General features: G+C 69.6%; 14 protein-coding genes. 3 read left to right on the forward strand and 11 right to left on the reverse strand.

Going from position 1 to position 21,858, the window contains the following annotated elements:
- Window positions 1-148: 148 nt before the first annotated feature.
- The 3 genes from ACFWXQ_RS47955 to ACFWXQ_RS47965 form a co-directional block, all read right to left on the reverse strand.
- Complete coding sequence (locus ACFWXQ_RS47955) at window positions 149-5,086, reverse strand: NAD-glutamate dehydrogenase (RefSeq protein WP_383947258.1); 4,938 nt, start codon at window positions 5,084-5,086, stop codon at window positions 149-151.
- A gap of 532 nt (window positions 5,087-5,618) precedes the next feature.
- Window positions 5,619-6,284, reverse strand: a complete 666-nt coding sequence (locus ACFWXQ_RS47960) for an HAD family hydrolase (RefSeq protein ID WP_383947255.1) — start codon at window positions 6,282-6,284, stop codon at window positions 5,619-5,621.
- Window positions 6,285-6,371: 87 nt separating this feature from the next.
- The gene (locus ACFWXQ_RS47965) at window positions 6,372-6,887 is read right to left on the reverse strand and encodes a DUF6912 family protein (RefSeq protein WP_383947252.1); all 516 of its coding nucleotides are present in this window, start codon (window positions 6,885-6,887) and stop codon (window positions 6,372-6,374) included.
- Window positions 6,888-7,208: 321 nt separating this feature from the next.
- On the opposite strand from ACFWXQ_RS47965, the gene ACFWXQ_RS47970 reads away from it, so the two are divergent.
- Window positions 7,209-7,796: an Rv3235 family protein gene (locus ACFWXQ_RS47970; RefSeq protein ID WP_383947249.1), complete on the forward strand. Its 588-nt coding sequence runs from the start codon at window positions 7,209-7,211 to the stop codon at window positions 7,794-7,796.
- 180 nt (window positions 7,797-7,976) lie between these two features.
- Here ACFWXQ_RS47970 and secA read toward each other — a convergent pair whose 3' ends face one another.
- Window positions 7,977-10,814, reverse strand: coding sequence for a preprotein translocase subunit SecA (secA, locus tag ACFWXQ_RS47975; protein WP_383947246.1), 2,838 nt, complete (start codon window positions 10,812-10,814; stop codon window positions 7,977-7,979).
- Between the two features lie 244 nt (window positions 10,815-11,058).
- Between secA and ACFWXQ_RS47980 the strand changes: the two genes are divergently transcribed.
- Both ACFWXQ_RS47980 and ACFWXQ_RS47985 read left to right on the forward strand, forming a co-directional pair.
- Window positions 11,059-11,637, forward strand: coding sequence for a GNAT family N-acetyltransferase (locus tag ACFWXQ_RS47980; protein ID WP_383947243.1), 579 nt, complete (start codon window positions 11,059-11,061; stop codon window positions 11,635-11,637).
- 92 nt (window positions 11,638-11,729) lie between these two features.
- Complete coding sequence (locus tag ACFWXQ_RS47985; RefSeq protein WP_383947240.1) at window positions 11,730-12,932, forward strand: winged helix-turn-helix domain-containing protein; 1,203 nt, start codon at window positions 11,730-11,732, stop codon at window positions 12,930-12,932.
- A gap of 133 nt (window positions 12,933-13,065) precedes the next feature.
- Here the strand turns inward: ACFWXQ_RS47985 and ACFWXQ_RS47990 are convergent, their stop codons facing one another.
- The 7 genes from ACFWXQ_RS47990 to mtnA form a co-directional block, all read right to left on the reverse strand.
- Window positions 13,066-13,812: a response regulator transcription factor gene (locus tag ACFWXQ_RS47990; protein WP_055617175.1), complete on the reverse strand. Its 747-nt coding sequence runs from the start codon at window positions 13,810-13,812 to the stop codon at window positions 13,066-13,068.
- A 206-nt stretch (window positions 13,813-14,018) separates the two neighbouring features.
- Window positions 14,019-14,711, reverse strand: coding sequence for a ribosome hibernation-promoting factor, HPF/YfiA family (gene hpf / locus ACFWXQ_RS47995; protein ID WP_383947237.1), 693 nt, complete (start codon window positions 14,709-14,711; stop codon window positions 14,019-14,021).
- A 313-nt stretch (window positions 14,712-15,024) separates the two neighbouring features.
- Window positions 15,025-15,936 (reverse strand): ComF family protein, encoded by a 912-nt coding sequence (locus ACFWXQ_RS48000; protein WP_383947234.1) that lies wholly within the window; start codon window positions 15,934-15,936, stop codon window positions 15,025-15,027.
- A 139-nt stretch (window positions 15,937-16,075) separates the two neighbouring features.
- A complete protein-coding gene (locus tag ACFWXQ_RS48005; RefSeq protein ID WP_383947231.1) occupies window positions 16,076-17,923 on the reverse strand; it encodes an LpqB family beta-propeller domain-containing protein in 1,848 nt (615 codons plus the stop codon).
- A complete protein-coding gene (gene mtrB / locus ACFWXQ_RS48010; RefSeq protein WP_383947228.1) occupies window positions 17,913-19,979 on the reverse strand; it encodes an MtrAB system histidine kinase MtrB in 2,067 nt (688 codons plus the stop codon). Before mtrB ends, ACFWXQ_RS48005 begins: the two co-directional genes overlap by 11 nt.
- Window position 19,980: 1 nt before the next feature.
- Window positions 19,981-20,670, reverse strand: a complete 690-nt coding sequence (mtrA, locus tag ACFWXQ_RS48015) for a two-component system response regulator MtrA (RefSeq protein ID WP_188114266.1) — start codon at window positions 20,668-20,670, stop codon at window positions 19,981-19,983.
- A gap of 8 nt (window positions 20,671-20,678) precedes the next feature.
- On the reverse strand, window positions 20,679-21,824 hold the full coding sequence (mtnA, locus tag ACFWXQ_RS48020; RefSeq protein ID WP_383947224.1) for an S-methyl-5-thioribose-1-phosphate isomerase: 1,146 nt from the start codon (window positions 21,822-21,824) through the stop codon (window positions 20,679-20,681).
- Window positions 21,825-21,858 lie beyond the last annotated feature (34 nt).

Consider the following 21,858-nt stretch of genomic DNA (forward strand, 5'->3'; position numbering starts at 1 on the left):
CCTTTTAAGGGGCGCGGGGAACTGCGCAGTCTTTTGGGGGTTCGGGGGCGGAGCCCCTGAGTTAGTGACGGGAATGGGTAGGGGCGGCGGGGGCGAAAAAGAAGGGGCGCCCCCAACCCGCAGGGCGCCCCTCTCCGGTCCCGAGGACCTACGCCCGCGTACGCAACATCGTCCGCATCGTCCGCATCGCAACAGACAGATTCGCAAGATCAAACGCCTCGGACCCCTGAATCTCCTCCAGAGTCGCCCGCGCCCGAGCAAGAATCGCCACGTTCCTCTCCTCCCACGCCTTGAACCGCTGCTCAGGCGTGGACCCCCCGTTCCCGACGGCAAGAACATCGGCGGTCAGAGCGGCATGCGCCGCGTACAGATCCTCACGGATGGACGCCCGAGCCATGGACTGCCACCGATCCGCACGAGGCAGCTCGATGATGCGGTCCATGAGCTGCGTGACCCGCAGACGGTCGGCAAGGTCGTAGTAGACCTCCGCGACGTCCATCGGGTCCTTGCCCACCCGGTCCCCCACCGCCACGATGTCGAGCGACGGGAAGGCGGACGAGAACCCGGCCACCCGCTGGGCGAGCTCGTCGGGCACCCCGCCCTCGGACAGCTCGTCGTAAATCTGCTGGTACCACTCCTGATCGGCACCCCGCAGCAGCTTGGGCAGCTCGGCCCAGACCCGCGTGACCCCTTCCCGGAAGAAGTCGATCGTCTCGGCGAGCTGCAACGGCTGCGGCCGGTTGTTGAGCAGCCAGCGCGTCCCCCGCTCGACGAGCCGCCGCGAGTGCAGCCGGATCCGGGTCTGGACACCCGCGTCGACCGTGTTGTCGAGCGCCTCGACGGCGTCCCACACCTCGCTGGAGTTGAAGATCGCACGGGCCGCGGTCTGCGCCCGCACGATCTCCTCCAGCGAGGCCCCGGTCTCCTCGCGGAGCCGGTGCAGGAAGCTCGTACCACCGGTGTTGACCGTGTCGTTGACCAGCACGGTCGTGACGATCTCGCGCGACAGCGGATGGCTGTCGATCTGCTCGATGAACTGCTCGCGCAGCGCGGTCGGGAAGTACGCGTGCAGCAGGCTCCGCAGATACAGATCGTCGGGCAGCGACGTGTGCAGCAGCTCGTCGGCGACCGTGATCTTCGTGTACGCGAGGAGGACGGCCGTCTCCGGCGAGGTCAGACCCTGCCCGGTGCCGAGCCGCTCCCGGATCTGCCGGTCGGTCGGCAGGAACTCCAGCGCCCGGTCCAGATGGCCCTCGCGGACCAGATGGCGCATGAAGCGCTGCTGGGCGTGGAGCATGTCCTTGGACTGCGCGAGCGCGTTGGCCAGGGCCGTGTTCTGCGCGTAGTTGTTGCGCAGGACGAGCGCGCCGACCTCGTCGGTCATCTCGGCGAGCAGCTTGTTGCGCTGCTTGACGGTCATGTCGCCGTCCGCGACCACCGCGTTGAGCAGGATCTTGATGTTCACCTCGTGGTCGGAGGTGTCCACGCCCGCGCTGTTGTCGATGGCGTCGGTGTTGACCTTGCCGCCGGCCTGCGCGAACTCGATACGGCCGAGCTGGGTGAGGCCGAGGTTTCCGCCCTCGCCGACGACCTTGACCCTGAGGTCGGCGCCGTCCACGCGGATCGCGTCGTTGGCCTTGTCACCGACGTCCGCGTGCGACTCGGTCGACGCCTTCACGTACGTACCGATGCCGCCGTTCCACAGCAGGTCGACCTGCGCCTTGAGGATCGCCCGCATCAGGTCGGCGGGGGTCATCTTGGCGATGTTGCCCTCGATGCCGAGGGCCTCGCGGATGTGGCTGTTGAGCTGGATGGCCTTGGCCGTACGGGGGAAGATGCCGCCGCCCTGCGACAGCAGCGTCTTGTCGTACTCCTCCCAGGAGGAGCGCGGCAGCTCGAAGAGGCGACGGCGCTCGGCGTACGAGGTGGCCGCGTCCGGGTTCGGGTCGATGAAGATGTGCCGGTGGTCGAAGGCGGCGACCAGCCGGATGTGCTCGCTGAGCAGCATGCCGTTGCCGAACACGTCACCGGACATGTCACCGACGCCGACGACCGTGAAGTCCTCGGTCTGTGTGTTGACGGCCAGTTCCCGAAAGTGCCGCTTGACGGACTCCCAGGCGCCGCGGGCGGTGATGCCCATCTTCTTGTGGTCGTAGCCGGCCGAGCCGCCGGAGGCGAAGGCGTCCCCGAGCCAGAAGTTGTAGCTCTCCGCGACGCCGTTGGCGATGTCGGAGAACGTCGCCGTGCCCTTGTCCGCGGCGACGACGAGGTAGGTGTCGTCCTCGTCGTGCCGGACGACGTCGGCGGGCGGTACGACCTCGCCGGCCACCATGTTGTCGGTGATGTCGAGCAGCGCCGAGATGAAGGTCTTGTAGCTGCGGATGCCCTCGGCCAGCCAGGCGTCGCGGTCCACGGCCGGGTCCGGCAGCTGCTTGGCGACGAAGCCGCCCTTGGCGCCGACGGGCACGATGACGGTGTTCTTGACCATCTGTGCCTTGACCAGGCCGAGGATCTCGGTCCGGAAGTCCTCACGCCGGTCGGACCAGCGAAGACCGCCTCGCGCGACCTTGCCGAACCGGAGGTGGACGCCCTCGACGCGCGGCGAGTACACCCAGATCTCGTACGCCGGACGCGGCGCCGGCAGGTCCGGGATGGCCTGCGGGTCGAACTTCATGGAGACGTATGTGTGCGGCTCGCCGCCGCCCGCCTCCTGGAAGAAGTTCGTACGCAGGGTCGCCTTGATGACGGTGAGGAACGAGCGCAGGATCCGGTCCTCGTCCAGGCTGGCGACCTGGTCGAGGGCGGCGTCCAGCTCTTCGCGGAGGGCGTCGGTCAGTTCGAGGCCGGCGCGCTGGCGGTCCGGCGACATCCGCGCCTCGAAGAGCGAGACGAGCAGCCGGGTGGTGTGGACGTTGTTGCGGAGGGTGTCCTCCATGTAGTCCTGGCTGAACGTCGAACCGGCCTGCCGCAGGTACTTGGCGTACGCGCGCAGCACCATCGCCTGCCGCCAGTTCAGCCCGGCGCTCAGGACGAGGGAGTTGAAGCCGTCGTTCTCGGCCTGCCCGGTCCAGGTCGCCGAGAAGGCCTCCTGGAAACGCTCGCGGCCGTCGTCACCGAGCTGGTCGCCGTTGCCGCTGCCCGTCTTGGGCAGGCGCAGGCCGAAGTCGTAGATCCACGCGGACGCGCGGTCCGAGCAGCGCAGCTCGTAGGGGCGCTCGTCGGTGACCTCGACGCCGAGCCGGGTGAGGACCGGCAGGACGGCGGAGAGGGAGACCGACTCGCCGGTGCGGTAGATCTTGAAGCGGCGCTCGCCGGGGGCGGCCCCCACCGGCTCGTACAGGCTGAGCGCGAAGTTCTTGCCGTTGCCGAGCTTCTCCAGGTGGACCAGGTCGGCGACCGCGGTGCGCGGGTTGTGGTCGGCCTTGTAGCCCTCGGGGATGGCGTTGCCGTACCGGCGCAGCAGTTCGGCGGCGCGCTCCTCGCCGCACTCGGCGTTGAGTGCCTCGGCGAAACCGTCGGCCCAGGAGCGGGCGGCCTCGACGAGCCGTGCCTCGATGCGGTCCTTGTCGGCGTCGCTGAGCTGCGGCAGCTCGGTGCCCTGCGGAACCCGGACCACGAAGTGCAGCCGGGAGAGGATCGACTCGGTGTTCCAGGCGGTGAAGTCGACGCTGGTGCCGCCGAGCTCCTCCTTCAGGATGTCGATGATCCGCAGGCGTACGCCGGTGGTGTAGCGGTCGCGCGGGAGGTAGACGAGCGCCGAGTAGTAGCGCCCGTACTCGTCCTGCCGCAGGTAGAGCCGCAGCCGCCGCCGCTCCTGGAGGTAGAGGACGGAGGTGACGATCGACCGCAGCTCGTCGGGCGGGGTCTGGAAGAGCTCGTCGCGCGGGTACGTCTCCATGATCTGGAGGAGGTCGCGCCCGTCGTGGCTGTTGGGCGAGAAGCCCGCGCCCTTGAGGACCTCCGCGACCTTGCGCCGCACGACGGGGACGCGGCGGACGGACTCGGTGTACGCGGCGGAGGAGAACAGGCCTAGAAAACGGCGCTCGCCGATGACGTTGCCGGCCTCGTCGAACCTCTTGACGCCGACGTAGTCGAGGTAGGAGGGCCGGTGGACGGTGGCGCGGCTGTTGGCCTTGGTGAGGACCAGGAGCTTGTGCTCGCGGGCCTTGGCACGGGCGTCGGCGGGCAGCCGCTCGAAGGACGGGCTGACCGGGTGGCTCTCGTCGGTCGCGTGGTGCGGGTCGGAGCGCAGGATGCCGAGTCCGGTGCCGGGAACGGCGGCGAGCACGTCGTCCTCGCGCAGCTCGTACTCCCGGTACCCGAGGAAGGTGAAGTGGTCGTCCGCGAGCCAGCGCAGCAGCTCACGGGCCTCCTCCACCTCCTGGTCGCGCAGGTCGTCGGCGGTCGGCTCGGTGGGCAGCTCGTCGGCGATGCGCAGCGCGGAGTCGCGCATCTTCTCCCAGTCCTCGACGGCCTCACGGGCGTCGGACAGGACGCGCACCAGGTCGGCGGTGATCTGCTTGAGATCGGCGCGGTCGGTCTCGCGGTCGATCTCGACGTGGATCCAGGACTCGACGAAGGCGTCGTGGGGCAGCTCGCCGGCGGGCCGGGTCTTCAGGACCTCGATGAGCCTGCCGGTGAGATCGCGCCGCACGATGACCTGCGGGTGGATCACGACATGGATCCCGCGGCCCTGCCGGGACAGCTCGTTGGTCACGGAGTCGACGAGGAAGGGCATGTCGTCCGTGACGACCTCGACGACGGAGTGGCTGCAGGTCCAGCCGATCTCCTCGACCGTCGGCGTGTGGACTCTTACGTTGGCCGTGCCCTGAGGTCGGTTCTCGGCCAGCCGGTAGTGCGAGAAGGCGGCTCCGAAGACGTCGTCCGGGTCTCGGTCGGTGAGGTCTTCGGGGGCGGTGTGCAGGTAGTAGCGCTGGAGGAACGCGAGCAGGGTGTCCTGGTCGGGAGCGCTCGCGCCCGTCTTCCCGGTCGGCAGGTGAAGATTCCCCCCGACCGGACTGTTCTCAGCTACCCGGGCGGCCCGTTCGAGCAGCTCGGCCTTGGCTTCGTCCAGCTTGGTCTGCATTGTCCTCTGGCTCCTGTCGCGCGCCGTTGCGTGACGTCGTAGAACGTGAAGTGACGTAGCGCCGCGACGCGGGGTGTCCGGTCTTGTTCGACGCTATGCCGCGATGAGAGATGAGCGGGGCGTTATCGGCCATTCTTGGCGGCTCCGGAGGCTGTGACGCTGCTCTCGGTGCACCTGCGCCTGCCGCGTATGCGGTGTTTTCTGAGCTTCCCCACCCGGGGAGACCAGCGACCGCCCGGTCACGGATGTCGTCCGTGCGTTCCGGGCGCAGGGCAGGGGCAACAAGGCCCCCGCGACGTATCGCGCTGATCACGGCACAAGGCTATCGCTCTCCACGGGGCCCCCGTCATGAGCCGTATGTGTACAAAAGAGGGTCACCCTTTTTGACACTCTGCACAGTTTCCCCCGCCCCGTAAGGGGCGCGGGGAACTGCGCGACAAGCCACAACGAACCCGCAGCCGACAACGCACCCGGGGGGCCTGGGGGCGAAGCCCCCGGTTTCGCCAAGGGGGACCGACCCATTCCAGGTGCCTCAGGCCGCCAACCGCTCGGCCTCCGCGACGGCCTCCTCCAGGCTGTCCACGACCGGCACCCCGACCCCCTCAAGACTGGCCCGACTGTGCGACCCACCGGTGTACAGCACGGCCCGCGCCCCCACGTGCAGCGCCGCCACCGCGTCGTCCGCCGCGTCCCCGATCACCACCGTACGAGCGGGCTCCACGCCCGTCAGCGCTTCCAGATGGCGGACCATGTGCTCGGCCTTGCTGCCCCCGGACGGCCCCGTCCGCCCGTCCACCCGTATGAAATGGGGCTCGATCCCGAACCCCCGCACCAACGGGACGAGCTCGTCGTGCCCGTACATGCTCAGGAGCGACTGGCTGCGACCGGCCGACGCCCACTCCGCGAGCAGCCCGGGCACCCCGTCGGTGAGCCCGCAGCCCACCCGGTGCTCCAGGTAGTACCGATGGAAGGTCACGTCCATGACCTCCCACTCCTCGTCCGTGGGCAGCCGCCCCAGCAGCCGCTCGTAGAACTTCGGCACCGGTACGCAGTACAGCTCCCGGTACCTCTCCAGCGTGATCGGGTCCATCCCCAGCTCGGCGAACGCCGCGTTCGTCGCGCCGATGATCGCCGTGTTGTCGTGGAACAGGGTTCCGTTCCAGTCCCAGACAATGTGTGCCGCTCCGTGCATCCCCATACCAAAAAAATACCCGGCCACACTGACAACACATCCGGCGTGCTTCCGTGCGCGCCCCCGGGAGCCGCGACGGGGCTGCCGGGCCCGTCAGTCGCCCAGGCCCACCAGGTTCGGAATCTCCTGCGTGGCGAACCACAGCAGCTCGTGGTCCTCGGCCCCGTCCACGACGAACTGCGCGTCGTCGTCGCCCCGGTCGGCCGCGCCCAGCACGTCCACGGCCGCCGTCACGTCCGTCTCGGCCTCGTCCGAGTCGAGATGCACGGCCGCGGCCTTGGCCAGCGCCACGGCTCCACCGACCCGCACCTCGCCGAGCGCCGAGGGGTCGAGCCCCCGGTCGGGGTCGGCGACCGCTGCCCCGTCCGGCACGTCCACGGCGACGACGACCCGGCGGCGCGGGGCCGCGGGGTCGAGCGCGACCAGCCGCAGGGAGGCGAGCGCGGCCCGGTTCAGCGCCGCGTACTCCAGTTCCTCGATGTCGTCGGACAGGTACCACTCCCGCAGCGCGGGCGTGACGGCGTACGCGACGAAGGGCCCCGACCCCAGCTCACCCGTCTTGTACGCCTCGGCGAGACCGGAGAGGGTCAGGGGGACGTAGACGCGCATGGCTGGCCGCTTTCGTAGTCGGAGGGCTCCGAGGGGGCGGCTCCGCGCCTCCCGGGAGGGCCTTCAGGATACGTGCGGGCGTCCCCTTTCGAGTCCCGGCCACCCCTCCCGAGGCGTCCACCGCCGGCCTCGCACATCACCCGGTACACCCCAGCCCCGCCAAGCCTCCCGCCCTCCTCCGTCACCCTGATAGGTGAACCTTCCGGCTCCCCCGGCACGCGCCCAGCGTCCTTGCGGCCACCCGCTCCGGCCTCGTACAAGATCCCCAACGGAAAGTTACCGACCGGTATCCAGCCGGTCCGACGGAATGGGGATCCCGCCGTGAACAAGGTGATGACCAGGACGAAGCGCACCACGGGCGCCCCGGGCACCCGCCCGCCCGTACGCCACGACACGCGCCGCCCGGGCGGCGGCTCACCTCGTACGGCTCCGGGCGGCGGCACACCCCGCACAAGGCGGGCCGGCACCGCCCCGAGCACAGTCCCGACCGCCTCGCCGGTCCCCTCCGGAGCCCCGCCTCGGAGGGGCCCCACAGCCCCCGCTGAGAGCCTTGCGGGTGGGCCCCGGCAGCCTCGCCCCACCGACCTGTTCGCCGACCGTCTCGTGGCCGTTCTGAGTGGTCAGCGCCCCGTCCACTGCATGCTCCGGCACACCGCGGGACGCGCGTACGACGAACTGGCCTGGCTCGCCGAACGCGGCCCGCTCCGCGCCCGCGGCACCCGCCCCGTCGTCCGCGACATCGGCTACTACGTCCCTCGTCCGGGCGCCGTCGAGGCCTTCGCCCGCATCGGTGCGGGCGACCAGCTCCGCGCCATGGCATTCCGCCTGGAACAGGGCACCGACCTCCGCTGGCGCTGCACAGCAGTAGAACTGGGCGGCACCCGCATGCCACGCACAACCGAGGACTGACCGGGTACGTCCCGCGTCCCGCGCCCCATAGGGGCGCGGGGAACTGCGCGACAAGCCCCCACCGGCCCGCAGCCGACAACACCCGGCTCCGGCCCTCAGGGCCAGGGGCCGGCCCAACGCGAAGGGCCGGGCACCAATAGGTGCCCGGCCCTTCAACTGCTCACCCCGCGGAGCGAACCGTCACTTCTTGCGGCGACGCCCACCCTTCTGCTGCTTACGCCGCTCCGCGCGCGTAAGCCCGTCCGACTCCGACCGCACCGGCTCGTCATCGTTGGTGAAGTCACCCTCGACGACGCCACCCTCCCCGTCCACGGTGGGCGCGGAGAAGTGCAGCCGATCCGGCCGCTGCGGAGTGTCGAGACCCTTGGCCCGGATCTCCGGACGGGAAGCACCCGCGGGAACCGCGCCCTTGGAGAGCGACGGCTTGGCGTCCTCGACCGGAACCTCCTCGACCTGCTGCTCGACCTGGACCTCCAGGTTGAACAGATAGCCGACGGACTCCTCCTTGATGCCGTCCATCATGGCGGTGAACATGTCGAAGCCCTCGCGCTGGTACTCGACCAGCGGGTCCTTCTGGGCCATCGCGCGCAGGCCGATGCCCTCCTGGAGATAGTCCATCTCGTAGAGGTGCTCGCGCCACTTGCGGTCCAGGACCGACAGCACGACCCGGCGCTCCAGCTCACGCATGATCTCGGAGCCGAGCTGCTCCTCGCGGGCCGAGTACTGCTCGTAGATGTCGTCCTTGATGGACTCGGAGATGAACTCGGCGGTCAGACCGGCACGGTCGCCGGCCGCCTCCTCCAGCTCCTCGACGGTGACCTTCACCGGGTAGAGCTGCTTGAAGGCGCCCCACAGCCGGTCCACGTCCCATTCCTCGGCGAAGCCCTCGGCGGTCTCCGCATCGATGTACGCGTCGATCGTGTCGTTCATGAAGTGCTGGATCTGCTCCTGCATGTCCTCGCCCTCAAGGACGCGGCGACGCTCGCCGTAGATGACCTCGCGCTGCCGGTTGAGGACCTCGTCGTACTTGAGGACGTTCTTGCGGGTCTCGAAGTTCTGCGTCTCGACCTGCGACTGGGCGGAGGCGATGGCGCGGGTGACCATCTTGTTCTCGATCGGCACGTCGTCCGGCACGTTCGCCATCGACATGACGCGCTCGACCATCTGGGCCTTGAAGAGGCGCATCAGGTCGTCGCCCAGGGAGAGGTAGAAGCGGGACTCGCCCGGGTCGCCCTGACGGCCGGAGCGGCCGCGCAGCTGGTTGTCGATACGGCGGGACTCGTGCCGCTCGGTGCCCAGCACATAGAGCCCACCGAGGTCCTTGACCTCTTCGAACTCGGCCTGCACGGCCTTCTCGGCCCGCTCCAGGGCGGCGGGCAGCGCGGCGGCCCACTCCTCGATGTGCTCCTCGGGGTCGAGGCCGCGCTGGCGCAGCTCGGCCTCGGCGAGGTCGTCCGGGTTGCCGCCGAGCTTGATGTCCGTACCACGGCCGGCCATGTTCGTGGCGACGGTGACGGCGCCCTTGCGGCCGGCCTGGGCGATGATCGGGGCCTCGCGGTCGTGCTGCTTCGCGTTCAGCACCTCGTGCTGGATGCCTCGCTTGGAGAGCTGCTGCGAGAGGTACTCGGACTTCTCGACCGACGTCGTACCGACGAGGATCGGCTGGCCCTTCTCGTGCTTCTCGGCGATGTCGTCGACCACCGCGTCGAACTTCGCGACCTCGGTGCGGTAGATCAGGTCCGACTGGTCCTTGCGGACCATGGGCCGGTTGGTCGGGATCGGGACGACGCCGAGCTTGTAGATCTGGTGGAACTCGGCGGCCTCGGTCATCGCCGTACCGGTCATGCCGGAGAGACCGGGGACTTCCTTGCCGTTGCGGTCGTGGCGCTTGTAGAGGCGGAAGAAGTTCTGCAGGGTGATCGTGGCGAGCGTCTGGTTCTCGTCCTTGATGTCCACCCCTTCCTTCGCCTCGATCGCCTGGTGCATGCCCTCGTTGTAGCGGCGGCCGGCGAGGATGCGGCCGGTGTGCTCGTCGACGATCATGACTTCGCCGTCGATGACGACGTAGTCCTTGTCCTTCTTGAAGAGCTCCTTGGCCTTGATGGCGTTGTTCAGGTAGCCCACCAGAGGCGTGTTCACCGACTCGTAGAGGTTGTCGATGCCCAGCCAGTCCTCGACCTTGGCGACGCCGGGCTCGTGGATGGCGACGGTGCGCTTCTTCTCGTCGACCTCGTAGTCGCCGGTTTCCTCGATGCCCTTGAGGGTGTTGCCCGCCTCGCCCTTCTTCAGGCGCGTGACGAGCTTCGCGAAGTCGCCGTACCACTTGGTGGCCTGGTCGGCGGGGCCGGAGATGATCAGCGGCGTACGGGCCTCGTCGACAAGGATCGAGTCGACCTCGTCGACCACCGCGAAGTTGTGGCCGCGCTGCACCAGTTCGTCCTGCGACCACGCCATGTTGTCGCGCAGGTAGTCGAAGCCGAACTCGTTGTTCGTGCCGTACGTGATGTCGCACGCGTACTGCTCGCGGCGCTGGGCCGGCGTCATGTTGGCCAGGATGCAGCCGACGCTCAGGCCCAGGAACTTGTGGACACGGCCCATCATCTCGGAGTCGCGCTCGGCCAGGTAGTCGTTGACCGTGATGAGGTGGACGCCGTCTCCGGAGAGGGCGTTCAGATACGTGGGCAGCGTGCCGACCAGGGTCTTGCCCTCACCGGTCTTCATCTCGGCGACATAGCCGAGGTGAAGCGCGGCGCCGCCCATGATCTGTACGTCGTAGGGACGCTGGCCGAGGGCGCGCTTGGCGGCCTCGCGGACGGTCGCGAACGCCTCGGGCAGCAGGTCGTCGAGGCTTTCGCCGTCGGCGTACCGCTGCTTGTACTCATCGGTCAGGGCTCGCAGCTCGGCGTCGGAGAGGTCAACGAAGTCCTCTTCGATGGAGTTGACCTGGTCCGCGATGCGGTGCAGCTTGCGCAGGATCTTTCCTTCGCCTGCACGCATGATCTTCGAGAGGACGGACACGGGGGTTTGTCTCCTTGCCGGTCGGGCCTGGGACGGTCGGTTTCAATGACAGTTCAAATCACAGCTTGAGCAACGGCCATCGTAAGCGAGGACCCCACCGCGCCGGGAGGTCTGCATGTGACAGCCATTAAGACAACGGGCGGAGGATGCGGAAGGTGCCGCGCAAGCGCTACGAAAGGTAACCGCCGCCTCACACAGGGCTAAAGTGATGGCTTCCTCAGCGAAGCCCGAGCAGAATCGGCCGATGGACCCCGTCACACTGACCTCCGAACGGCTCCTGTTGCGCACGGTGGGACCGCACGACACCGACGCCGTGTACGACGCCGTCCAGGATCCCGACATCCAGCGCTGGACCACGATCCCCTCGCCCTATCTGCCCGAGCACGCCACGGCCTTCACCGAGCAGATGGTGCCCGACGGATGGGTGGACTGCTCGATGTTCACCTTCGGTGTCTTCCTGCCCGTCAGCGGTGAACTGGCCGGCATGCTCGCCATCACGATGCGCTCCCTGGGAGTCGGCGAGATCGGTTTCTGGGCGACGAAGCAACACCGGGGCAACGGCTACATCACCGAGGCCGCCGTCACCGCCTCCCGCTGGGCGTTCACCCAGCTGGCGATCGACCGCGTCGAGTGGCGGGCCGAGGTCGGCAACACGGGCTCCCGCGCGGTCGCCGAACGCGCCGGCTTCAGCGTCGAGGGCACCCTCCGCTCCGGCATCAACAACAAGGGCGTACGCCGCGACTGCTGGATCGGATCCCTGCTCCCGTCCGACCTGGGCCTGCCGTCGACGGCGCCCTACCTGCCCGCACCACGCCAGGACTGACTCCCGGCACCCGCCCGTCCCCCGGACCGGCTTCCCCGGCGGTTTCCGCAGCTCAGGGCCCACTGTCAGTGGCACCGCATATCGTGCTGACCATGACGAGTCTGCCGCGCCCCACCGCCGAACTCACCGCCGACGAGGCCCGCCGAATCGCCCTGCGCGCCCAGGGTTTCCTGGGCGCTCCCGACCGCAGGGGCGGCGTCCGAGGCGTACTGCGGCACCTGGGCGCGGTCCAGCTCGACACGATCTCCGTCCTGGCCCGCTCCCACGAACTCATCCCGTACGCCCGCCTCGGCGCGGTCGGCCGCAAGACGGTGGACGGCGCCTACTGGACGCCGGCGTCCGACGGCACAGCTCCGCCGAGCCCCCACGCCTTCGAGTACTGGTCGCACGCGGCCTGCATCCTCCCCGTCGAGGAGTGGCCGCACTTCGCGTTCCGCCGCCGCGCCTACCGCGCCCGCCCGCACTGGAACCACGACCTGCCGGACGGCACGTACGAACAGGTCATCAAGCAGCTCAGGACCGAAGGCCCGCTCACGGCCACCGACTTGGGCGGCGCGAAGAAGACCAGCGAGTGGTGGGACTGGTCGGGCACGAAGGTCGCCGTCGAGCGCGCGCTGATGTACGGCGAGGTGGTGTGCACGGAGCGCCGCGGCTGGAAGCGGGTGTACGACCTCGCCGAGCGCGCCATCCCGGGCGCCCTGCTCCACGACGAGCTGGACGACGCGGAGTGCCTGCGCCGCCTGGTCCGGCTCGCGGGCCAGTCCCTGGGCGTCGGCACGCGCGCGGACATCGCCGACTACCACCGCCTCAAGGGCGAGCAGGTCGACGCGGTGCTCGCGGACTCCGGTCTGGTCCCGGTCACGGTGGAGGGCTGGGCCAAGCCCGCCTGGGCGGATCCTGCGGCCCTGGAGACACCTCCGAGGGGCCGCCACCGCACCACGCTGCTGTCGCCGTTCGACTCCCTGGTCTGGGAGCGGGCCCGCACGGAGCGCATCTTCGGCTTCACCCACCGCCTGGAGGCCTACGTCCCCAAGCCGAAGCGGGTCTACGGCTACTTCGCCATGCCGGTCCTCGCCGGCGGCCACCTGGTCGGCCGTGTCGACCCGGCCCGCGAGGGCGCCACACTGGTGGCCAAGCAGGTCACCCTCGACAGCCCCAAGGCCGTACCGGCAGTGGCCCAGGCCCTCATGGAGGCAGCCACCTGGGTCGACTGCACAAACATCCGAGTGGAGCGGGCAAACACCGCGCCCCTACGAGAAGCCCTGACAACGGAACTGGCCCGAACGCTGGGCTAGGTCTGGCTGAGTTCCCTGTTGGCGGCGCCGGGGGCCTTTTAGGGGCGCGGGGAACTGCGCGACCAGCCCCCACCGGCCCGCAGCCAGACCCAACCGCAACCGTTCACCCCACGGCGCTCAACAACACCCGCCGTCAACGAATCTCAAGAATCTTCTCCCGCATCGCATACACCACGGCCTCCATCCTGGAGTGCAACTGCAGCTTCTCCAGAATGTTCCGCACATGGTTCTTCACGGTGTTCTCGGAGATGAACAACTCCTTGGCGATATCCCGGTTGTTCATCCCGGTCGCCACGAGCTTGAGAACCTCCAGCTCACGCTCGGTGAGCCGAGGCGCCGGCACCAGCCGCCGCTCATCCGTCCGCTGGATCATCGACTTGAACTCGGTGAGCAGCTTCGACGCCATCGACGGACTGATCTGCGACTGCCCGTCGGCAACAGCACGAATGGCCGTGGCCACTTCATCCGTGGAGATCTCCTTCAGGAGATACCCGGTGGCCCCCGCCTTGATCGCGTCGTAGAGGTCCGCCTCCTCGTCGCTGATCGTCAGCATGATGATCTTCGCGCTGGGCGCGACCTCCTTGATGGAGGTGCACGCCTCGATGCCGCCGCGCTTGGGCATCCGTACGTCCATCAGCACGATGTCCGGCAGCAGATCGGCGGCCTTGTCGACCGCCTCCGCGCCGTCGCCCGCCTCCCCGACGACCTGGATGTCCTCCTCGGCGGCGAGCACGATCTCCAGGCCGCGACGGAAGAGGGCATGGTCATCCACGACAAGGACCCTGATGGGTTCCTTGCGCGGGGACCCCGCGTCCGGGCCCATGCCGACGACGCCGTCGTCGGCATCTTCGTCACGCATCGGTCCGAAGCTGTCCGCCATGGTTCCTCCCCCTGAAGGCCGTGGCCTGTGTTTCCTGTGCCATCGCCAACCCGAGGCAACGGCCCACCGGTTGGGCCGGTGCCGCCATGATTTCATGCCCGGGCGACAACGGGACGACAGAGCGGGGCACTAAGGGGTCGCACACCGGTGCCCCTGGGGGCGCACGGGCACTCCAGGGGCACCGGTTCGGTGCTCAGAGAGCGAGGTCAGCCGCCCAGCGCCCCGCCCGCCGGGGCCTGCTGCGCCTTGGCGACCATCGGGTCCGTGCTGAGGTGGATGACGCCGTAGTCGTACGCGTGCCGCCGGTAGACGACACTCGGTTCCTTGGTCTCGGAGTCGACGAACAGATAGAAGTCGTGCCCGACCAGCTCCATCTCGTAGAGCGCCTGGTCGAGCGTCATCGGGGACGCGACGTGGGTCTTCTCGCGGACGACGAGGGGGCCGTCACCCTTCACCTCGAGCGAGCCGATCTTCTTCGTCGGCACGGCCTCGGGCTCTTCCTCGTGGACCACACTGCCGTTCCCGTTCAGCGTCGCCGCGCCCGGGACGTGGTCGGCGACCTCGGCTGCCGAGATCCTGCGGGCACCACGGCGTGTGTACCGCTTGTCGTGCTGCTTGCGCAGCCGCGCTTCCAGCTTGTCTGCCGCCAGGTCCAGCGCCGCGTACGCATCGCTCGCCGCTGCCTCCGCCCGGATCACCGGACCGCGGGAGTGAAGCGTGATCTCCACTCGGTCGGAGCGGTCGGCCTGTCGGGGGTTGGGCTCCTTGGACACCTCGACGTCGAGGCTGATCACCTTGCCGTCGAGCTTCTGGATCTTCTCCAGCTTCAGCTTCTCGGCCACGTGCTTGCGGAACCGCTCGGGCACCTCGGTCTTGCGGCCCTTGACGACGATGTCCACGCAGAACTCCGTTCCCGGATCACTCCGCATCGACGGCGGAGCATCTCCCTTTTGCACCAGGCTCCAGCGACTCCCGGAGCCTCGGACTCGGTGACTTCCACCTCCTCCTCCCCCGCGGGCAAGATCTCCACCCACTGTCGCGGGTGATTGCAGAAAACCCACGGCACGGCATTCCGATATGCGAGGGACGGCGTCGCCATTCCCTCACAACCGAACATATCTCGCCTGGACGGATGGCGTCACCCTCTACTGCGACGTACCTCCATTCAGGTGAATAGAACCTGTCACTACCTGCAACGACGCAACTTCTCTGTCAGTTCCGGTTTATTTCGAAAGATGCCGGAGTCGCCGCGACCACAGCCGCTGCGAGCACGCCTTCGGCGTCCTTCGTACCTCTCATTTCCCTGACCGCTTCTGGTCGGCCTACACCTGCAGCTGCCGCTTGAGACATCCCTTCCCCTGTCACTTTGGGTGTTACTCGGCCGTAAGGACCGGTTCCCGCCACGAGAACGGCGTTCAGGGCCCTTGCCGCCTCCGCCAGGGACGCGCCCGTGGTCATCAGGTCGTCGACGAGCACGACCCGCCCGCCGTCGGCCAACAGCCGCGCCCCTCCCGCGGGCACCTCCAGGGCGCCGGCGAGATTGTCCAGCCGCTGCCGGGAGTTGAGCCCCGACTGGTCGGCCACGGCACGCCGCTGCCTCAGTACGGCGAGTACCCGGGCCGGTGTCCCCGTACGCCGCAGCTCACCCGCGGCTGCCAGCGCGATCCGCCGCGCCGGGTCGTGCCCCCGCGCCCGGACCGCCCAGGGCGCGGACGGCACGGGAACGAGCGACACAGGCCGCACAGGCGCCCCGGAGCCGCCCACTCCGACGGGTCCACCAGGTTCACCGTGCCCACGGGGTCCACCGGGTCCACCAGGCCCGCAGGCGCCGGACGCGAGCCCAGCCCGCACGGCCCCCGCCAGCGCCGCTCCCAGCGGCCCCGCGAGCATCAGCGCACCCCGTTCCTTGTGGGCGAGGAGCACCGCGCGCACCGCGTCCTCGTACGGGGCCGCCGCGTGAACCACCGGCAGCCCCGGTGGTTCCGGCTCCGGTCGCACCCGGCTCGGTACGGCCCCTGTCAGGGCGGCACGGCACTCCGGGCAGAGCACCGTGCGAGGCCTCCCACAGCCTCCGCACTCGGCCGGCAGCACCAGGTCCGTGAGGTCCTGCCACCACCCCCGCATGCCCACCACTGTGCCAACGCCCGAGCTCCCCGGCCACCCCTGTGGACAACTCCGGCCAACCACAGGGACGTTGTCACCCACACGAGCGAGGCGCTCAGACAGTGAAGGCAAGCCGGACCAGGCAGGCCAGGCCCAGGGCTCACCCCGGATAGACCGGCGCCATCCCCTTCTTGACCACCGTCTGCCACTGGGACCCGGACGAGAGCCGCACGATCCCGTCCTCCGAGTGGGCCACCAGGGGCAGCCGTTCGTCCTCGGAGGCGGCGATCTCCTTCACGCCGGTGAGCGCGGCGGGTGCCGGACCGACCGGTGTGGAGCCGTCGACCTGGACGTACTGGATCTGCTGCACGACCCGCGCCTCGCGGCCCACCACGACCAGACGGCTGTCGCCGGCCCAGGACATGGCGGTGACCTCCTCCAGCTGCGGTGCCACGGACCGCAGCGCATGGATGGAGACGGACGGCTTCCCGTCCGATCCGTTCTGCCGCTCGATCCGCCCCATGAGCAGGGTCGTCCTGTCGTTCGTCCGCAGGATCAGCGCGACCCGCACCCCGTCGGCGGCCACCCGCACCGCCTCGATCCGCCCTTCGAGGCCGGGCGTCGTGACCACCAGAGGCTCACCCGCGCCCTTCGCGAGCAGCAGCAGCCTGGAGCTCTTCGGGTCACGGTCGGCCACCCACAGGTCCCCGCTCGCGTCCCAACTGGGCGTCGTCAGCCCGTCGTCCTCCGACTTGGCCTTGCTGCGCAGCACGGGCTCCCCGAGCGAACCGCCCGACGCGAGCGACCCCACGTACAGCGAGCGCCCGTCGAGCGACACCCCGGCCGCGGTGTCCTCGTCCCGCGAGACCGCGGCCGCCCGCAGCGCCTTGTCGCCGTCGCCGAGCGCACCCGGCACCGGCTCGGGCTCCTGCTCGCTGCCCGTGCTCGCTATCCGGACGAGCCGCTTCTCACCGTCGATGAAGTACTCGTACTCGGCACGCTTCGCCGGGCCGTGGGCGACGTAGATCTCGGCCTTGCTCGCTCTGAGCGCACACGACTGCGTGCCGTCCGAACGCTGCAGCACCACCTCGTCGATGCCCGTGGGCGTCAGGTCCTGCAGGGTGAACAGGAGTTGGGCCGCCATCTCCGTGCACACGGACTGGCCGATCCGGTCGGCCTTGTCGTTCAACGGCACCGTCAGCCGGTTCTGGTCGTCGGGCGCGAGTGTCCTGACGCCCTTCTTCAACGCCGTACCGGTGGGGAAGCTGGACCTGACGACCGGCTTGAGCCAGCTCGTCGGCCCCTTCAGGAGCGAGCGGACCATCTGCGTCACCGGGTCCACCTGTTCGCGCACGTAGACGGGGTCGGCGACCGCCCCGAGCTGATCGTCCGTCCTGCCCGACGTGTTCGACGCGAAGAAGTACTTGTTGACGGACAGGTAGTTGCGCTGGAAGTCGGACTTCCCCATCACCAGGCCCTGCGGCAGCTCGTCGATGCGCCACTGCCTGCTGCCGTCCTTCTCCTTGTACTTCGCGAGGTGCACAAGCTCGTTGTACGTTCCCGCGGCGGGTTCGTACGCGAACTGCGAGTCCACCTTGGCGACCCTGGTGCCGGTCAGCGAATACACGAAGTCGCCGGTCGCCTCCCGGCTGCCGCTGTGCTCCGCCGCGGTGTTCGGCCCGTCCGCGAGCACCGTCGTCGACTGGTTCGGACGCCACTCCTTGGACGCCTCGCCCGTCAGGTACTTGCGTGCCGTCTCGAACCCCGGATCGTCGCTGGTCAGCGCCTCCAGGAAGCCCTGCACGATCTCCTCGGGCTGCGCGTTCTCCCGCGGCGGCATGGCGAAGACCCGGACCTGCGGGTCCGGCCGCTGCGAGGCCTCGACGCCACGCAGATCCCCGCCGTCCGGCATCGAGGCGCACCCGGTCAGCAGTACGGCCCCGCAGACGCCGTACGTCACCAGACGCACCGGACGCCGACGGCCGCCCCGATCGCGGTCAGCGCCCACGTGATTCCTCCCCCTGCTTCAACTGTTCCGGCTGCTCACCGGTTCCCCGGCCGTCCTCGGACGGGGTGTCCTGCGCTGCCTCGGTGCTCTGGCCGCGCGTTTCCGCGGTGGGCCGCGGCACCACGCGCGCGCCGTTGCCGGGCAGCGCCGCCGGGTCCACCGCGCCCGTCACCAGGGGGGCGAGCGGGCGGGTCTGCATGGGCGGCGGACCGGTGCGCTCGCTGACGGGCTGCGCGGGCACCGTGGCCAGCTTCTGCGTGCCGCCGAGAGGCAGCCCCGCGTCGTTCAGCCCGCGGTTGCGCCGCGAGTCCTTGGGCTCCAGGGGTATCGGCGAGCCCCGCAGCGGCTCGTCCGCGGTCCGCGGCAGCGTCAGCCGGAACTGCGAGCCGCCCCCCGGCTCGCCCCAGGCCTGCAGCCAGCCGCCGTGCAGCCGCGCGTCCTCCAGGGCGATGGACAGGCCGAGGCCCGTACCGCCGGTCGTACGCGCGCGTGCCGGGTCCGCCCGCCAGAAGCGGCTGAACACCCGGGTCGCCTCGCCGGGCTTGAGCCCCACTCCGTAGTCGCGCACCGCGACCGCGACCGCCCCGCCCGCCGCGGCGAGCTTGACCACGACGTCCTTGCCCTCGCCGTGCTCCACGGCGTTGACGACGAGGTTGCGCAGCACCCGCTCCACGCGCCGGGCGTCCGCCTCGGCGACGACGGGCTGCTGGTCCCCGACGACCTGTATGTGCGTGCCCTTGCGGTCGGCGAGCGGCTCGGCCCCGCTGACGACCCTGCGTACGACCTCCCGCAGGTCTATCGGCTCGGCCTCCAGGGCCGCCGCGCCCGCGTCGAAGCGGCTGATCTCCAGCAGGTCCGCGAGCAGCGTCTCGAACCGGTCCAGCTGGTCGGCGAGCAGCTCGGCCGACCGCGCGGTCATCGGATCGAAGTCCACGCGCGCGTCGTGGATGACATCGGCCGCCATCCGGACGGTCGTCAACGGCGTACGCAGCTCGTGCGACACGTCGGACACGAACCGCCGCTGCATCCGCGACAGGTCCTCGAGCTGCTGGATCTTCAGCTGCAGGTTCTGCGCCATCTTGTTGAAGGCCTCGCCGAGCCGCGCGATGTCGTCCTCGCCGGTGACCTTCATACGTTCCTGAAGGCGCCCGGCGGACAGCCGCTCGGCGATCCCGGCGGCCATCCGTACGGGCGTGACGACCTGACGCACCACGAGCCAGGCGATCGCCCCGAGCAGCACCACCACGAACAGCCCGGCCGTCGCGAGCGTCCCCTTGACGAGGCTGAGCGACTTCTCCTCCTGCGTGAGCGGGAAGAGGTAGTACAGCTGGTACGGGGCGTTCTTGGGGTCGTTGAGCTGGGTGCCGATGATCAGCGCCGGCTGGGACGCCTGGCCGTTGGTGTAGAAGATGCGCGTGTAGCTCTGGGCCGCGCCCGCGCCCTCGTCGACCCGGTCGCGCAGGTCCTCGGGCACGCTGAGGCTCCAGTCGACGAAGCCCGAAGCGCGCGGGCCGAGGCCCCTGCTGTCGTTGTCGGCGGAGGCGGTGCTGAGGGTCACGACGCTGAACGCGCCCTGGCCGCCGCTGGACAGCGACTCGACGAGAGCGCTCATCCACCCGCTCACGTTCTGCACGGGGTTCTCGTCCGAGCCCGGGCGGTCGTCCGCGCCCGCCGCGCTGTCGGCCTCCTGCTTGGCGACCGTGAACCCGCCCGTGGCCTGGCTCTGCGAGGCCTTCACCTTGGCGTCGAGCAGGCCGTTGCGCACCTGTCCGATCACGACGAAGCCCAGCAGCAGAACGACGCCCAGCGACATCAGCAGGGTCGTGACGACGACCTTGAGCTGGATGTTGCGCCGCCACAGCCGCATGACGGGCAGCAGCGGGCGCCGCACCCAGCGCATGACCAGCCGGAGGACCGGGCTGCCCTGGACTCCGCCCTGCAGCAGCCCGCCCTCGGTGAACTGTCCCCAGCGGGAGCCCGTCGTCTTCCGGCCGACAGGCCGCCCCGCGCGGGTCCCCGGCTGGCCGGGCGCCGAAGCGGCACTGTCCCGGGACATGTCAGCTCGGTCCGGCCTTGTAACCGACGCCACGGACGGTCACCACGATCTCCGGCCGCTCCGGGTCCTTCTCGACCTTGGAGCGCAGCCGCTGCACATGGACGTTCACCAGGCGGGTGTCCGCCGCGTGGCGGTAGCCCCAGACCTGCTCCAGGAGCACCTCACGCGTGAACACCTGCCACGGCTTGCGGGCCAGCGCCACCAGCAGGTCGAACTCCAGCGGAGTCAGCGCGATGGACGCCCCGTCCCGCTTCACAGAGTGACCGGCCACGTCGATGACCAGATCGCCTATGGCGAGCTGCTCGGGCGCCGGCTCCTCCGACCTGCGCAGCCTGGCCCGGATCCGGGCCACCAGCTCCTTTGGCTTGAACGGCTTCACGATGTAGTCGTCCGCGCCCGACTCCAGGCCGACCACGACATCGACGGTGTCGCTCTTCGCGGTGAGCATCACGATCGGCACCCCGGACTCCGCCCTGATCAGGCGGCACACCTCGATACCGTCCCGGCCGGGAAGCATCAGGTCCAGGAGCACCAGGTCGGGCTTGCTCTCACGGAAAGCGGCCAGCGCCTTGTCGCCGTCGGCTACGAAAGACGGCTCAAAACCTTCACCACGCAACACAATGCCGAGCATCTCGGCCAGTGCGGTGTCGTCATCGACGACAAGGACTCGTCCCTTCATAAACGACATCATCCCATTAACTAAATCGTTACCTGGCGTGACCTGTCACACAGCTCTTCTAGCGCCTCAGCCGTCACAGGAGACACGGCGCCCTCTTCGGTGACGATCGCAGTCACCAGCTCGGGCGGCGTCACGTCGAACGCCGGGTTGTACGCCTGGGTCCCCAGGGGTGCCACCGGTATCCCGCCGCCCGCTTCCGCTCCCGCCACCGGCACCTGCGGTGCTGTGATCTCCGTCACTTCATGTCCGGCACGCTGCTCGACCTCGATCGCTGCTCCGTTCGGAGTGTCCGGATCCACCGTCGTCACCGGCGCCACCACGATGAACGGCACATGGTGGTACCTGGCCAGCACCGCGAGCGGATAGCTCCCCACCTTGTTCGCCACCGAACCGTCGGCCGCGATCCGGTCGGCACCGATCAGCACCGCGTCCACCTCTCCCGCCGAGAACAGCGATCCCGCCGCGTTGTCCGTGAGCAAGGTGTACGCCATTCCGCTCCGCGCCGCCTCATAGGCCGTCAGGCGAGCACCTTGCAGCAACGGCCGCGTCTCGTCCACCCAGAGCCTGCGCAGCCGCCCCGCCCGGTGCGCCGCGAGGGCCACCGCGAACGCCGTGCCCTCGCCCCCGGACACCAGCGCACCGGTGTTGCAGTGCGTCAGGATCCGGTGGTTTCCACCGGGCAGCAGCTCGTCGAGAAGCGCCAGCCCGTGCGTCGCCATCCGGGCGCTGGCCTGGGCATCTTCCTCGTGGAGCGCCCGCGCGGCGGCCAGCGCGGCATCGGCGGCCTGCTTCTGGTCACCGCCGCCCCGCAGCACCGCGAGGTGGGCCGCCTGGGCCCTGCGCACCCCGTACGAGAGGTTCACCGCGGTGGGCCGGGCACTCGCGAGCGCGGCCGCGGCCTCCTCCACGTCGAACCCCCGGACGGCGGCGAGCGCGACCCCGTACGCCCCCGCGATACCGAGCAGCGGCGCCCCGCGAACCGCGAGCGTACGGATCGCCTCCACCAGGGCGGGCGCGTCCGTGCACACCAGCTCGACCTCCTCGGCGGGCAGCCGCGTCTGGTCGAGGAGGACCAGTACCGGGCCTTCCGGCGGCTCGTCCCACCGGATCGCCGGTATCTCGGTGGGCCGGTTGTTCTCGCGGGATTGCGCGTACTGATCAGCCATCCGCCCAGTCTGCCCCGTACCGGCCGGACAATTG

The organism is Streptomyces sp. NPDC058697 (genome assembly GCF_042715345.1).
Taxonomy (GTDB): domain Bacteria; phylum Actinomycetota; class Actinomycetes; order Streptomycetales; family Streptomycetaceae; genus Streptomyces; species Streptomyces liliifuscus.

Coding starts and splice junctions, on each gene's coding strand:
- ACFWXQ_RS47955 (WP_383947258.1), bottom strand. CDS start 5,086: ATGCAGACCAAGCTGGACGAAGCCAAGGCCGAGCTGCTCGAACGGGCC.
- ACFWXQ_RS47960 (WP_383947255.1), bottom strand. CDS start 6,284: ATGGGGATGCACGGAGCGGCACACATTGTCTGGGACTGGAACGGAACC.
- ACFWXQ_RS47965 (WP_383947252.1), bottom strand. CDS start 6,887: ATGCGCGTCTACGTCCCCCTGACCCTCTCCGGTCTCGCCGAGGCGTAC.
- ACFWXQ_RS47980 (WP_383947243.1), top strand. CDS start 11,059: ATGGACCCCGTCACACTGACCTCCGAACGGCTCCTGTTGCGCACGGTG.
- ACFWXQ_RS47985 (WP_383947240.1), top strand. CDS start 11,730: ATGACGAGTCTGCCGCGCCCCACCGCCGAACTCACCGCCGACGAGGCC.
- ACFWXQ_RS47990 (WP_055617175.1), bottom strand. CDS start 13,812: ATGGCGGACAGCTTCGGACCGATGCGTGACGAAGATGCCGACGACGGC.
- ACFWXQ_RS48000 (WP_383947234.1), bottom strand. CDS start 15,936: ATGCGGGGGTGGTGGCAGGACCTCACGGACCTGGTGCTGCCGGCCGAG.
- mtrB (WP_383947228.1), bottom strand. CDS start 19,979: ATGTCCCGGGACAGTGCCGCTTCGGCGCCCGGCCAGCCGGGGACCCGC.
- mtrA (WP_188114266.1), bottom strand. CDS start 20,670: ATGATGTCGTTTATGAAGGGACGAGTCCTTGTCGTCGATGACGACACC.
- mtnA (WP_383947224.1), bottom strand. CDS start 21,824: ATGGCTGATCAGTACGCGCAATCCCGCGAGAACAACCGGCCCACCGAG.